Raw genomic sequence first — 14,604 nt, forward strand, 5'->3', positions numbered from 1 at the left:
AATAGTTAGGCGCGTTCAGGGGAAACGCCGCGAGAATTGTGTTGAGATGGGAGCCAATAGTACACTTCGAATTCCCGCGGCCATGACCGCGGGATCTAATACTTGAATGCCACCATCATGGGTCCCGCGGTCATAGCCGCGGGAATTCGGTTGAGATGGGGACAAATGATGCACTTAGAATATCTGTAGCTTTAATCCTATGGTTCAGGATAACTGCGCTAGATTATTAGATCCTGAGGTCACAGACGTGGGAATTCGTTTTCGGAGTGAGTAAAAGCTACGCTTAAATAGTTAGGCGCGTTCAGGGGAAACGCCGCGAGAATTGTGTTGAGATGGGAGCCAATAGTACACTTCGAATTCCCGTGGCCATGACCGCGGGATCTAATACTTGAATTCCACCATCATGGGTCCCGCGGTCATAGCCGCGGGAATTCGGTTGAGATGGGGACAAATGATGCACTTAGAATATCTGTGGCTTTAATCCTAGGGTTCAGGATAACTGCGCTAGATTATTAGATCCTGAGGTCACAGACGTGGGAATTCGTTTTCGGAGTGAGTAAAAGCTACGCTTAAATAGTTAGGCGCGTTCAGGGGAAACGCCGCGAGAATTGTGTTGAGATGGGAGCCAATAGTACACTTCGAATTCCCGCGGCCATGACCGCGGGATCTAATACTTGAATGCCACCATCATGGATCCCGCGGTCATAGCCGCGGGAATTCGCTTGAGTTAAGTAGCCTGGTTGCTCGCAACCAGGATTTTATGCACCAACTACAAGCTTCGATTTAGACACTTGAGAGGCCATGATCCTGTTTTCTACTAATCGATACTAAAAGTAGTTAATCCAGGTAGTAAACGGACATGTGCTTTTTAATCCCTGCTTCTGATTCACTCGAACATTAATCAGAAATTTTCCGCCAGGTAGTTCCTTTCTCCCCGTCTTCCAACTCGATGCCCTGAGTCAGTAGTTCAGCTCGAATTTGATCGGCTCTTGCCCAGTTACGTTCAGCTCTTGCCTGCAATCGTTCGGCAATCAATTGCTCGATAACTTCCTTATCATCCGATTCAAGGCCAGACTGCAAAAATGCAGAAGGCTCTTCCTGTAAAAAGCCCAATATTCCTGCCAGGTGCCTCAAAGTTGCTGCAAGCACTGGGGAGGCATTTTTATTGACTTCACGGCTCAACTGAAATAAAACCGATAATGCTACAGGCGTGTTGAAGTCATCGTTCATCGCTTGGTTAAATTGCTCAATCCAATGATTATCCAACTCATTCTCAGCATCCAAAGAGGGTAAATCTTTAATGGATTGATACATTCGGGTTAATGCTTTTTTTGCATTGAACAAATTGTCCTCAGAGTAGTTTAAGGGACTTCGGTAATGACTGCTCAAAAGAAAATAGCGAATGACTTCAGGATGATGCTCTTTTAGCACATCGGAAATGGTGAAAAAATTACCAGTAGATTTGGCCATTTTCTCCCCGTTAACCTGCAACATGCCCACATGCAGCCAGTAATTGGCAAATTGCTTACCTGATGCAGCCTCGCTTTGGGCAATCTCATTTTCATGATGAGGGAACTGTAAATCCAAACCGCCGCCGTGTATATCGAATTGCTCGCCTAACTCATGCATGGCCATAGCGGAACATTCAATATGCCATCCTGGACGCCCATCTCCCCAAGGTGATGGCCAACTTGGCTCGTTAGGTTTAGCTTTTTTCCATAAGACGAAATCCAATGGAGAACGTTTTTCTTTAACAATTTCTACCCGAGAACCTGATACCAGGCCTTCGATATCTTTATGAGATAATTTTCCATACTCAGGAAATGTATCCACCTGATAACAGACATCCCCATTGTCACTAACATAAGCATTGCCTTTATCCAACAAACGCTGAATTAATTGGATTATGGTATCTACATGCCCTGTCGCTCTTGGTTCTATGTCTGGAGGCAGTATGTTTAATGAACGGGTATCTTCATTCATGGCTTCAATATAATGATCCGTCAATTCATTAATGGAAATACCACGTTCATTCGCCCGGACAATGATTTTATCATCGATATCAGTGATGTTTCGAACATAAGTTACATCAAAGCCCTGCGAGCGAAGAAAACGCACGATAACATCAAAAGACACCATAGAGCGCGCGTGACCAAGATGGCAATGATCGTAAACTGTGATTCCACACACGTACATTCCAATTTTACCGGGTGTTATCGGAACAAAAACCTCTTTGGTTCTGGTTAAGGAATTATATAAATGCAACATCTTTGCCCCCTAGCTCACTTTGCCCCAAGTGTCTTTTAAATCCACCACACGATGAAACGCCTGGACCTGCCCATCAACCACTTGGTTAACACAATAATAACCTAGCCGTTCAAACTGAAACACATCACCTTCAGATTGATTTGCCAGCGCAGGTTCACAAAATGCTTGCTGAGTTTGTAATGAATCATGATTTAAAAACTGGAGAAAGTCATCTTCGCGGGCGGGATTGGCATCATGAAACAATCTGTCGTATTGATAAATAGTGACCGGATAGGCATGAGCACAGGATACCCAGTGAATGACCCCTTTAACTTTACGATCTTCAGGATTTTTGCCTAAAGTTTTCGGGTCATAGGTACAGCGCAGTTCTACGATGTTCCCTTTATCATCTCGAATGACCTTCTCGCATTTGATCACATAAGCATGTCGCAGTCGTACTTCTGCTCCAGGAGAAAGACGAAAATATTTTTTAGGAGGATCTTCCATAAAATCAGAACGTTCAATATAAACTTCCCTTGAGAACGGTAATTCTCTGCTGTCTGAATCAGGATCCTGGGGATAAAAGTTAGATTTAATAAGCTCCACTTTATCTTCAGGATAATTTTCAATAACAATTTTAATCGGATCCATCACACATAATGCGCGCTTGGCAGTCTTGTTAAACTCGTTACGGACACACTCTTCCAATAAAGACATATCAATCACTGAATCACTTCGGGAAATGCCAATTATTTCGCAAAATTGGCGAATTGCGGCAGGTGGATAGCCTCGTTTACGCATTCCTCTTAAGGTTGGTAATCTCGGGTCATCCCAACCAGAGACAATATTTTTTTCAACCAGTTCACGCAATTTCCGCTTGGAAGTCACGGTATGAGATAAATTCAAACGTGCAAACTCGGTTTGAACTGGCCGCGCAGGTAGAGGCAGATTATCAACCAACCAGTCATATAAAGGGCGATGATCCTGAAACTCTAAAGTACACAATGAATGCGTGATTTTCTCCAGAGCATCAGATATCGGATGTGCGTAGTCATACATTGGGTAAATACACCATTCATCGCCCGTTCGTTGATGAGAGGCATGACGGATTCGATAAAGAACAGGATCACGCATGTTGACGTTCCCTGATTTCATGTCTATCTTGGCTCTTAGAACATGGACGCCATCTTCAAATTCTCCGGCCTTCATTCGGGTAAACAAATCAAGACTTTCTTCAATTGGCCTGTTTCTATAAGGACTTTCTCGCCCAGGCTCCTGTAGAGTACCTCTATAAGCGCGAATGTCTTCCATGCTCAAACTGTCTACATAAGCCATATCTTTTTTAATCAAATACACCGCAAAATCATAGAGTTGATGATAATAATCAGAAGAATGGGTCATGTCACACCATTCAAATCCTAACCATCGGACATCATCTATTATTGCATTGACGTATTCTTCTTCTTCTTTAATGGGATTTGTGTCGTCAAAACGCAAAAAGCATTTACCTTTAAATTCTTCTGCCAAGCCAAAATTCAAACAGATGGACTTGGCATGACCTACGTGCAAGTATCCGTTTGGCTCAGGTGGAAATCGAGTAACTACCGATTGATGTTTACCATTGGCCAGATCATCGGTAATCATCTGTCTTATAAAATGCGCTCTTTTTTCTGTTAATTCTGTCATTCTTTTTTTCCATTATTATCGATTGCCTGCCGCATGGAGCCAATTAAAGCTGCTCCTGCCTGTGCTGCGTTTTTATTTGATTCATAGGCTTCCAGAATCGTGGTGATTAGCGCAGCCCCTACAATAACACCGTCAGAAAACTCTGATACTTCGGCAGCCATTTCAGGAGTTTTTATCCCGAAGCCCACCATTAAGGGAAGACTGGTTTGCGCTTTACGTTTTTGATATTCTGCTTTTAAAGAAGACACATCCAGTGTATCTGAACCGGTTACTCCTTTTAAAGAAACATAATACAGATATCCATTAGCATGACGGTTAATCAACTCCATTCGTTGTTCAGAAGTTGTGGGAGAACAAAGAAAAATACTGTACAAACCGTGTTGTTCCCAAGCGCTGGAAATTGAGTCTCCTTCTTCAGGAGGCAAATCAACCAATATCGTCCCATCTACTCCTGCCTCTACAGCATGTTGTGCAAACCGATCATAACCATACTGTTCTATGGGATTTAAATACCCCATGATAATGACTGGAGTATCCTTATCCTGTTGTCGAAACTCCCTGACCATCTCAAGCACATCCTGACAATGTACTGAGTGAGCCAAAGCGCGCTCCATTGCATGTTGAATCACAGGCCCTTCAGCCATAGGATCAGAGAAAGGAATACCAAGCTCCAAAATATCTGCCCCAGCACCGACCAATGCATGCATCAATTCAACTGTACTATCAGGATGAGGATCACCTGCTGTCAGGTAAGGACTCAACATCTTTTTGCCGTTGGCTTTAAGATCTGCTAAAGTTTTATCAATTCGGTTCATATAGTACCTAAATTAGTATCAATCAAACATCAATTCAAAATCTGTCGCTCCAAACCTCAGAAGTTGAACAAGAATGTGAATACCCATGATTCATTTACTCATTATATTCGCCAGTCCTGTCACTTCTTCAGAACGACATTCTATGTTCCATTACACTGTAATTCCATCAATAGATGCCACTGTATGCATGTCTTTATCACCACGTCCTGATAAATTGACTATGATGCGTTGACTTTTAGCCATGGTTTTTGCTAATTTCATTGCATACGCCAGCGCATGACTGGACTCAAGTGCCGGTATAATCCCCTCTATCCGTGTTAAAGTCCGAAATGCTTCCAAAGCTTCATCATCATTTATTGCGACGTATTGGACTCGTCCAGTATCTTTTAAATAAGCATGCTCGGGGCCAACACCAGGATAATCAAGACCAGCAGAGACCGAATGAGTATCTTTAATTTGTCCGTATTCATCACAAAGCAAATACGTTCTATTTCCGTGTAATACTCCTGGTTTTCCTGCAATCAGGGAAGCAGAATGTTCACCGGTTTCCAAACCTTTTCCACCAGCCTCGACACCATAAATAGCGACAGATTCATCATTTAAAAAAGGATAAAATAACCCTATTGCATTAGAACCGCCTCCGACACAGGCAACAAGTGCATCGGGTAATTGACCTGTTTTTTCAAGACATTGTCTCCGAGCCTCTGCTCCGATTACGGTTTGAAAATCTCTAACCATTTGAGGATATGGATGAGGGCCCGCTGCAGTACCAATAATATAAAAGGTATCATCAACATGACTTACCCAATCTCTCATTGCTTCGTTTAATGCATCTTTAAGCGTTTTTGATCCCGATGTAACAGGAACCACTTCAGCACCCAGGAGTTTCATGCGATACACATTACTGGATTGGCGCTTGATGTCTTCTGCCCCCATATAAACAACACACTCAAATCCAAGTTTTGCAGCAACAGTTGCTGATGCTACACCGTGTTGCCCTGCTCCGGTTTCCGCAATAATTCTCGTTTTTCCCATACGCTTGGCAAGCAATGCCTGCCCTACTGTATTATTTATTTTATGTGCGCCTGTATGGTTCAAATCTTCCCTTTTAAGATATATCTGCGCACCGCCAACGATTTTACTTAAACGATCCGCATGATACAAAGGATTGGGGCGCCCCACATAGTCTCTTAATTCTGAATGCAACTCAGCTAAAAATTCCGGATCATTACGGAATTTGGTATAAGCCTGATCCAACTGTTTTAGCGCAAACATCAAAGTATCGGCTACAAATATACCGCCATAAGGACCAAAATGCCCTTGTTCATCAGGAAGTTCTTTAATACTCATTCTTTACCCCATAATGCCTTCATAAATCGGCTCATTTTTTGATGATCTTTTACCCCTGGCAATGTCTCGATCCCACTACATATATCTACTGCATAAGGCCTATGCAGCTTAATCGCTTCGATAACATTCAGCTCATTGAGTCCGCCAGCCAAAATGTAGGGTTTTGTTACATGGTCAGGAATAATTGACCAGTCAAAGGTTAACCCTGTACCTCCTCTGCTGTCAGGTGTGGCAGCATCCAGAAGTACAGCGCGAGCACTCTGAAATTCATCTGCAAAATGGACTATTTGACTGGATGATTTCGGATGTACCGCTTTAATATAAGGGAAATCAAACTCCTGACAGAACTCAGGAGATTCATCGCCATGAAACTGCAATAAAGTAACAGGAAGTTCATCAAGTATCTGATGAACGGTGCCCCTGTCCGGATTAACCAGCACAGCAACTGCATCGATAAATGGAGGCAAATCACTGAGCAGCAAGCGGGCTTGTTCTATACTGACATAACGCGAACTTTTAGGATAGATAATCAAACCAATAGCATCAACGCCAAGGCTGATGGCGTGAGCTACATCCTCTTTACGTGTCATACCGCACATTTTGACTCGTATACGAGTTTGATTCAATTATTTCTCCCAAAGAAATAAGGGGCCCGGGTTATTCTGTAAAACACCAAATTCTGCTGGATAGCCTACCTGAACCAGATATAAACCATAAGAAGGAGCGGTTTCAGCCCCTAACTTTCGATCTCGAGCGTGCAGGACCTCTTCAACCCAGGAAGGGGGATGTTTATTTGATCCCACCGAAATTAATACTCCTGCTATATTGCGCACCATATGGTGTAAAAAGGCATTTGCAGTAATATCAATAATCACCAACTCCCCTGAGCGAGTCACTTGTATCTGATGTACATTTCTCATTGGAGTTTTAGATTGACATTCTACTGAACGAAAAGACGTATAATCATTCTCACCCAGTAGTTTTTGTGCCCCTTCATGCATAAGCCGATGATCCAACTGCCTGTATTGCCAAGTCACATTACTTCGCAATAAAGCCGGACGGATCGGGCCATTATAAATCACATAGCGATATCTCCTGCTGGTCGCTGAGTAACGAGCATGAAAGCTGTCTTTCATCTCCTTGCCCCATTTAACGCAGATATCTTTAGGTAAAAAAGAGTTCGCGCCATGAATCCAGGCACGTATGGTACGCTCCTTTTCACAATCAAAATGGATAACCTGATTTGTCGCATGAACACCGGTATCTGTTCTACCAGCACACACGACAGAAATAGTACTGTCTGCAACCTTTGACAGAGCATGCTCAACAGACTGTTGAATAGTATGCAAGCCCGTCTGTGCTTGCCAACCATGATATTGGCTTCCATCGTATTCGACCACTAAGGCAATACGCATTCAAATTTCCTGATAAAAAGGGTCAATTTATAATACCCCATTTATTTTGTCTATATCTAGTTGATGGTTTCTGTGGAGTTTCTGGATATACTGCTTTTGTAGTGAATCAAAAAAACGACAATGGATCAGATTTAGTTCAAATGACACCCATTCGAAACAGACTCTTTTCGTGAGCAGTCAATTGTTCCCAAGGAGAAGCAGTTTAATCACTTCATTTTATTTATCTTTTATCTGCTCAAGTAAGGCTTTGGCGTCCGTTTTTTGCTGTTCATTACCGAACTCAAGCACTTCTTCCAGAGAATGTCTGGCAGATTCAAAATCATCCATTCCAATGTAAGTTTTTGCAAGATCCAGCAAGGTATTAAGCGCTTTAGTACTTTTTAATGGATTTACGGACTCTTTATTTGTTTCAGGCTCGGATTTAATGGATGCGTCATCAGCAAAATAACGATCATCTGAGTTCATTTGTTCCTGTGTTGGTTCAACAAAAAAGTCAGTAATGGATTTATCCAAATCAACTTCAGGCATCTGGGTAGCTGAGGCAAGATCGTCACTGGCGGCTTCCTCAGGTTGAAACATATTCTCTTGACTGCCATGGGAGTCCGAAATGTACTCTCCTTCACCTGTATCATCAACAACGGGATTATCAATCTGGACAGTTTCAGGGGTCTCCGATAGCGACGAAACAAAATCCAAAGACATGTCCTGACCGTTATCTTCAACAACAGTGTTTTTAGCTGGTTGCTGCTTTGATTGTTCTTGAAGTAACTCATGCAACCCGGACTCAAACTCCAATACCTCGTTGTTGGCCAATTCTGCATCATTGACCGGTTCAGATACTTTGTCTTGCTCAGGCTCAACCGGTTGATTGTCTTGCTGTACGGGGGGTACCTCAATAAGCGTTCCGGCAGATTCCTCTGCCTTAGGCTGTTCTGGAGTAACTGATGCTTCGTTTACAGAAGCCTTAACCAGTTCATCAATTTCGATTATTCCCTTAGGTTCTTCTTTGTATAATTCATTTTTTGCGGCGAGTTCCAGTAAGGTTTCACTCACTGTCTCTTTCTTTTTTCTCCCGGGACGTTTTTTAACTGTTTTTTCAGTAGACATCGCGATCTCAGGATCTTCTTCTTTCTCAACCTCTGTCACATTATGCTCAGCAATAGAATCATTTTGAGTGTCAGTCAATATATTGTCATTTTCATGGTTTATCACATCAACCGGAGTATTTGCTTCCGATGCCTCAACTGAAGCAACTTCAGGTTGAAGTTGAGGTTGAGGTTGAATTTGAGTTTCAGTGACAGAATCCTCTGTCAAAATTGACACAGGCTCAACTGAAGGAATAATTGGTTTGGGTTGAATCGGGGTATCCGTTAGATAAGGAGAATCCTTGCCATCTTGTTTCCGATGGATAAAATACCAATAAGCAAAGCCACCGACACCTGCAGCCACAATCAATAATAAAATAAAGGGCCAATAACTGGTGTTTGAATTACCTGCATTTGCAGAACTTGCCTGAGCAGCTACAGCGAATCGTTGCTTCATCATCATTTGAACCTGGGCCTGCAAGCGTTCCAATTCCTTGTCGCGTTTATCTAATTGCTGTTGTAATTTCTTATTTTGATCCTGCAATAAATGTAATTGTTCCATCAACAAGGCATTAGATTCCCTTACTGATTCCACTGCGGCTGTTGTAATGGATAACTCGGCTCTGGTTGTTGCATCTCGATCTATATTCTGAGTGGTATTATTGGTATCGGGCGCTGATTGCTGTTGATTAGTATTCATTCCAGGCAAGGCTGCATTAATCGAAATTAACTGCGTTGATGAACTCGGCACAGGCTCAGCTTGCATTGTCATTTTGGGTATAACTGGAATCTGCGAATTATTAGCCGGAGAGCCTGAAGTAAGTGTTTTGCCATTCATATAGGGTGGCGATAAAACATGATTAATAGGCGCTTTTTCATTCCATGCCTTATCGTGCGCCATGACCTCTTCAGTTGCCAAATCTGCAGGTACCCGCATAATGTCTTCAGTACCAGGGATTACCAATCGCACCCCTATTTTTAAGCCATTTAGATTACCTTCTTTAAACGCATCAGGGTTTGCTCCAACAATAGCAAGAACAACCTGCGGTAAAATAACCTCTGAAGCTTTATATCTCAGAGCTATTTGCCACACATTTTCATTTGTAATTGTTGGGCCGTAAGTCGCTTTTTTCTTACTGTCATTTAAACTAATCGGGTTATGTTCCACTTCTGTAGTGACCGTTTTATTAATTACCCCCGGTTCATAGGTATGCTTTTGCACTGTTTTATAATGTGTCGAACTGCTTTGTGCGGTAGTGGAAATCAATTGATAACCTGGAGGGTCTAGCAAAACGGTGTACGCTCTATATAATTGACCTTGCGGCCAGGTTACATCAACAACCATTTCAATATAGGGTTCAGTCATTCGCTCCGTGGACTGCACAACGATAATGTATTTTCCCTGTTTATTTTTTTCAATCCTAAAGTTGAGTAAAGATAATACAGCAGTACGTTCAATACCTATTTCATCAAAATTCTCAGGATCTGCTATCCCTACTTTTATACCGGGTAACGGTGTTGAACCCACGTCGATTAATTCTATTTCTGCAGAAAATGGCTGATCAAGAGCAGACTTTACTGTCATGTTGCCCAGGCCTATCGCATGAAGAGACATTGGCAAAGTCAACGCGAGTATAGCCGTATGCAGAACAGTTTTTTTCAATCAGAGCTCCATGCACACTGTAATTAATGGATGTTTTTATCCATAAAAATTAACACTATATGCCCGTCTATTCAAGAAAACCACCTAATAATCTATAAGAAACCCCGACTGTTGTTTAAATTCAAACCAAGGAAATACTTATTAGTTCAATCTCTCTTCACCATGGATTGTATTCTTATACACAAAAGCAAAATTTGGCATGATTTGGTTCATCGGTTAACTCAAATAATGACAATCAAAACAACGACATAACTATTTTGGAATTTACTCTGCCTCTTAATGTTCACGTAATAAACATATCGTATAATCAAAATATGCAAACGCAAAATATAGTGGCATTATGACTAAAATATATCTACTCACAGCTCCCTTTGATGAAGAAGCCAAAACAGGTGATGGACAATATGCCGCGTCTCTAAAATCCGGTTTTACAACGAACTACTCGGACATACAGTGTACTTGGTTAAAACGAAATGATGGCCATTATGCTATTCCGCTTCCAGCAGGATGTACATCAATTCCTCATGATACCATCCCAAGCGCCGAGGTATTACAGCCGGTTGCAAATAAAAGAACAGCAATCAGTGGCTATAAACTCCTTGACCCAGAGTCATCTCCTCTCGAAGCAGAAGAAGTGAATAGACAAACTGTTAGTCCTAAAACGCCCAAAGTTATTTTAAGAGGTGATGGCAGCTTGCATTCAATAACTATTATGGACATTTATTCACAAAAACCAATTCAATTAAATCGAGAAAAAACAAATGACCTATTGAATAAACTAGATGCCAAAATGCGACATTTAACTGAAGCGGTTGCTTCTAATATGGCTGGACTTCAAAGAATTGCAAAACCCAAAGACAAACAAAAACATCTGGTTAGTTTATACGAACAAAATAAAGAAATTCAGGAACATTGCAGTCTAAATGAATATATTGAAGCACATTTTGGCAATCGACAATTAGTTTCACGATATGAAAAGGCTTATGGGACGTTTCGAAACTTATTGGAATATTTTGAGAATCCGGTTAATTTGAACGAGCTCGAAGCAATAAGCGATACCATCACTGGTATTAAAGATTATCCCTATGATTTTCATAGTAATAATCTAACCTATGATATTGAAAACGATAATCAATTTAGAAAAATCCTCAATTTCAATCAATTAAAAATAACAACCGATAGTATCATAGAAAATTTAAAATCATTAAGAATTCGTCAATCTGTCGCAGAACGCTTTCCAGATCAATTCAGTCAAATTAATGATCCCAGCGTTTTAAAATCTGATAAGTTATATATGATTCAAACTGTGTTCCAGGAAGGATACTCATCAACTCACGACCAAGAGCAATTTACAAATGCCTTACTCAATCCTCATCCCATGGATATAGATCTTGCATCTCCGGCTGCAATCGAGGAGGCAATTGAAACTTATCAACACATTAATAATAAAGTGAATACTGTACGAAGTACAAATAATATTTTGAACAGCAAACCAGATAGAACCCAATTCATTGCAGAATTACAAGCACTGCTTTTAAAAAAAGAAGAACCTTATCTCACATCAAATACAAAACTTGATAGTTTTTATGCTAAAAGAAAATTTAGCGCTGCTGAAGGATTTCACCTGGCATATCAAGCCAACCAACAAGATTCATTAAAAGATCAGGTCATTGACAACATCATTCAGAGCATGGCACCTGTTGATGATGAGACATATCTTGATATTCACATACGCCCACCGGATTGTGGCGTCTTTATTTCTCCAGGAGATATTGTGAAGTTCAAGGAAGCAGGCATCAAAGTAAATATCACTATACACGAGTACAAGCAAAATTATACCCGGCGCTATTTACAACAGTATACCCATGACTTAATGCGGCAGGCAGATACCGTACAATTCTTTAATGAACTGGACAGGAACAATGCCATTATTGCTGCTACTTTCGGTGATTGTGATAAACGAAATACAGAAGAACCCTCAGGTATTGCAAAAAAAGCAAGAGAGGTTGGTTTAGATTTTGAATTAGAACAATTCCCCGTTCAACCCTATGATCTGGAAGGAAAATCAGGATTAACAGTTGCATCACAGCAACTCAGTACGTCCCCCTCACATCCACTTGATGTAATAAGAAGACCACCTAATATACTGTCCTTTGGCACCATTCGACCCGGTAAAGGTTTTGAAGAAGCCATACAATTAGCACAATTAATAAAAAATGATGCAGAAACGATTAAAGACAGGATCAATGCAATACCCATTGTTAAACTTGCAGGAGATCCCCAAGATAAAAAATTAATGCAGGATATCGTTGAAGAACGATTTGGAAAAGATGCAGTAGAAACCTATCAGCTCACGCATCCTTATGATGCACAATTCAGCAACGCTGAGCGCAGAACGTATTGGAAAGGCCTGGTAAATGAATTAAATGCTCTGGTAGATCGTGGAGAAGTAGCTCTTAATAATTCATTTATCGAAATACATCCCTGGTGTGAGGATTACCAATTACTAGAGCTAAAAGAAAGTTGCAAATATGTGTGCCGCATGGATGATATGGGCATGAGAAATAATGGTTCAGCGATAATCAGTGTTCTTGACGTAGGCATCGTGTATACAAAATTTGGTACCGTGACCGATGATATTTTTACAAAAACAGGCCAATACGGTAGGGGCGTTGATATTGGAGAATATCGATATGGAATTTACAATTTATTGAGGCGTGAAGAACTGTTTAAGGCGCAAAACCCTGAGGCGCCAGTACCTTTATGGCTTCGTAAAAATCCCGACTCTGATTACAAACGTAAATCAGGATCAAGAGATCCAAAAGAAATTCTTGACTCAATAATTGCAAGGGAATTAAACCAATTAGAAAATAATCCTAAATCATCAGACAATTACCAAACAGTGGTTGAAGCACAAAAATTATTAACAGAACGATTTACACTTAAAAATGCAGTTAATCATCTATTAAGGAATGTGGGACTAGAACATTTGATCGTCGCTGAGCGGATCGACCCCATATTTGATGAAGCGGGCCAAGAACTTTATGAGGAAGAGCAGGCAAATGAACTCGCTCAGATAATCCCTCGTCGGTTCATGTCACAGTCTTATTCCGGGGTTGGATTTTTTGGCTCGAGCTGCGCCTCGCAAAGCGGATCACCTCGAGATAAGATGTCGCATTCACTAGACGAAGAACTTGTTGATGGTTCAACGCAACAAAATAAAACCATTAAATGATCAAGTGATTACAAAGAGCACTTGCTTGAAGAGCAAAAAGAGTTTGTTCATTTTGAAAAATTATAGAAAGTAGGAATGAGGAGAGCCATTCCGATTTCTCTAAGGCAAACAGAGCCTTGAGAGTAATCGTCAGCAAATCCTATAATTTTTTTGATTTTGCATAGTCTGGCCCATGAAATACGGGCAGGTTGTTCAAATCGTCTTTCACGGCCTCTTTGAATATCGCCTTGGCATCAGTTTCCATCTTATTTTGAACAGGGATAGATAATGTTCTTCCGAAAAGTTCAAGAATTTGACGCTTCATTTCATACAGTTTCGACAATCCAAATGGATTACTCATTTTTAATCCTTTACCGAAATAAGCATTGTGAATTTGTGTTTCAGAATGGGGCTCAAACAATCCAGCCAAATGAATAAAGGTCCAGCATTTCCTAACGCAATCATCAACCAAATTATCCAGTCCAAGATATTGATAAAATGTGGAGAGATAAAAATAGGTATTGGCAATCAATAAACATCCGGGAGTTTTAAAACTCATCAGCTTGGTAGACTGATCAGTTATGTAATGATACAACATGTTGATGTCTTCGAGTTCGCCAGTCTTTTTACAATCAATAGTCATTGCAGTTAAAAGTTCCTTATAGGCATGAAACGAACTAAATTTTAAGACGGCAGTCAAAAGATAATTTCTATATTTTTCATCTGATTTTCCTTTTTCTTTCATGGCTCCCAAATACAATACATAACCACAATAAAAATCAGCCCTGGATTGAGGTGATGGGTCTCGAAATTGAAAACTGGGATCTCTTTGCAACCGTATGCTATTAAAGTGATTGGTCCAGAATACGGTTAACTCAGGACTATCAAGTATTTCTGATGCATAATCAGGACATTTGGCTTTGAACAAAGCAAGATCCAAAGGAGTGAGCAGTTGTAGCATTGTGACAATATGTGCTTTTTGACCGTCAAGCTCAGCTCTTCGGAATTCACCACGAGAATAAGCCATGGATTTCCTTGTTATAATGGTATTACTTCAATGATGATGCTTATTATACCGCTTTTTTGAGCAATTTTCAAGCGATTTGTCTTTGTAATGAATTTGAAAAAC

General features: G+C 40.8%; 9 protein-coding genes. 1 reads left to right on the forward strand and 8 read right to left on the reverse strand.

Annotated elements, in window-relative coordinates; genetic code table 11:
* Positions 1 to 897: 897 nt before the first annotated feature.
* The 7 genes from cysS to ELY21_RS14330 form a co-directional block, all read right to left on the reverse strand.
* Positions 898 to 2,268, reverse strand: coding sequence for a cysteine--tRNA ligase (gene cysS / locus ELY21_RS14300; RefSeq protein WP_127110570.1), 1,371 nt, complete (start codon positions 2,266 to 2,268; stop codon positions 898 to 900).
* 9 nt (positions 2,269 to 2,277) lie between these two features.
* Positions 2,278 to 3,933 carry a glutamine--tRNA ligase/YqeY domain fusion protein gene (locus tag ELY21_RS14305; protein ID WP_127110573.1) on the reverse strand — a complete coding sequence of 552 codons (1,656 nt, stop codon included), beginning with the start codon at positions 3,931 to 3,933 and terminating at the stop codon, positions 2,278 to 2,280.
* Positions 3,930 to 4,748 carry a tryptophan synthase subunit alpha gene (trpA, locus tag ELY21_RS14310; protein WP_127110575.1) on the reverse strand — a complete coding sequence of 273 codons (819 nt, stop codon included), beginning with the start codon at positions 4,746 to 4,748 and terminating at the stop codon, positions 3,930 to 3,932. The genes ELY21_RS14305 and trpA overlap by 4 nt, the downstream gene beginning before the upstream one ends.
* Positions 4,749 to 4,898: 150 nt before the next feature.
* Complete coding sequence (gene trpB / locus ELY21_RS14315; RefSeq protein WP_127110577.1) at positions 4,899 to 6,098, reverse strand: tryptophan synthase subunit beta; 1,200 nt, start codon at positions 6,096 to 6,098, stop codon at positions 4,899 to 4,901.
* Entirely contained in the window at positions 6,095 to 6,724 is a 630-nt protein-coding gene (locus ELY21_RS14320; RefSeq protein WP_127110579.1) for a phosphoribosylanthranilate isomerase, read from the reverse strand. Before ELY21_RS14320 ends, trpB begins: the two co-directional genes overlap by 4 nt.
* A complete protein-coding gene (gene truA, locus ELY21_RS14325) occupies positions 6,725 to 7,513 on the reverse strand; it encodes a tRNA pseudouridine(38-40) synthase TruA (RefSeq protein WP_028384432.1) in 789 nt (262 codons plus the stop codon). It lies immediately after the preceding gene.
* Between the two features lie 216 nt (positions 7,514 to 7,729).
* A complete protein-coding gene (locus ELY21_RS14330) occupies positions 7,730 to 10,261 on the reverse strand; it encodes a FimV/HubP family polar landmark protein (RefSeq protein WP_127110581.1) in 2,532 nt (843 codons plus the stop codon).
* A gap of 340 nt (positions 10,262 to 10,601) precedes the next feature.
* Between ELY21_RS14330 and sidI the strand changes: the two genes are divergently transcribed.
* On the forward strand, positions 10,602 to 13,496 hold the full coding sequence (gene sidI / locus ELY21_RS14335) for a Dot/Icm T4SS effector Ceg32/SidI (protein WP_127110583.1): 2,895 nt from the start codon (positions 10,602 to 10,604) through the stop codon (positions 13,494 to 13,496).
* Positions 13,497 to 13,635: 139 nt separating this feature from the next.
* Here the strand turns inward: sidI and mesI are convergent, their stop codons facing one another.
* Positions 13,636 to 14,502: a Dot/Icm T4SS effector metaeffector MesI gene (gene mesI / locus ELY21_RS14340; RefSeq protein ID WP_127110585.1), complete on the reverse strand. Its 867-nt coding sequence runs from the start codon at positions 14,500 to 14,502 to the stop codon at positions 13,636 to 13,638.
* Positions 14,503 to 14,604: the final 102 nt, after the last annotated feature.

Origin of the sequence: Legionella sp. km535 (assembly GCF_003990085.1) — a bacterium.
Taxonomy (GTDB): Bacteria; Pseudomonadota; Gammaproteobacteria; order Legionellales; family Legionellaceae; genus Legionella; species Legionella moravica.

What these genes read in the sequence shown, in the direction of transcription:
- cysS (WP_127110570.1), bottom strand. Translation starts at nt 2,268, where the DNA reads ATGTTGCATTTATATAATTCCTTAACCAGAACCAAAGAGGTTTTTGTT.
- ELY21_RS14305 (WP_127110573.1), bottom strand. Translation starts at nt 3,933, where the DNA reads ATGACAGAATTAACAGAAAAAAGAGCGCATTTTATAAGACAGATGATT.
- trpA (WP_127110575.1), bottom strand. Translation starts at nt 4,748, where the DNA reads ATGAACCGAATTGATAAAACTTTAGCAGATCTTAAAGCCAACGGCAAA.
- trpB (WP_127110577.1), bottom strand. Translation starts at nt 6,098, where the DNA reads ATGAGTATTAAAGAACTTCCTGATGAACAAGGGCATTTTGGTCCTTAT.
- truA (WP_028384432.1), bottom strand. Translation starts at nt 7,513, where the DNA reads ATGCGTATTGCCTTAGTGGTCGAATACGATGGAAGCCAATATCATGGT.
- sidI (WP_127110583.1), top strand. Translation starts at nt 10,602, where the DNA reads ATGACTAAAATATATCTACTCACAGCTCCCTTTGATGAAGAAGCCAAA.
- mesI (WP_127110585.1), bottom strand. Translation starts at nt 14,502, where the DNA reads ATGGCTTATTCTCGTGGTGAATTCCGAAGAGCTGAGCTTGACGGTCAA.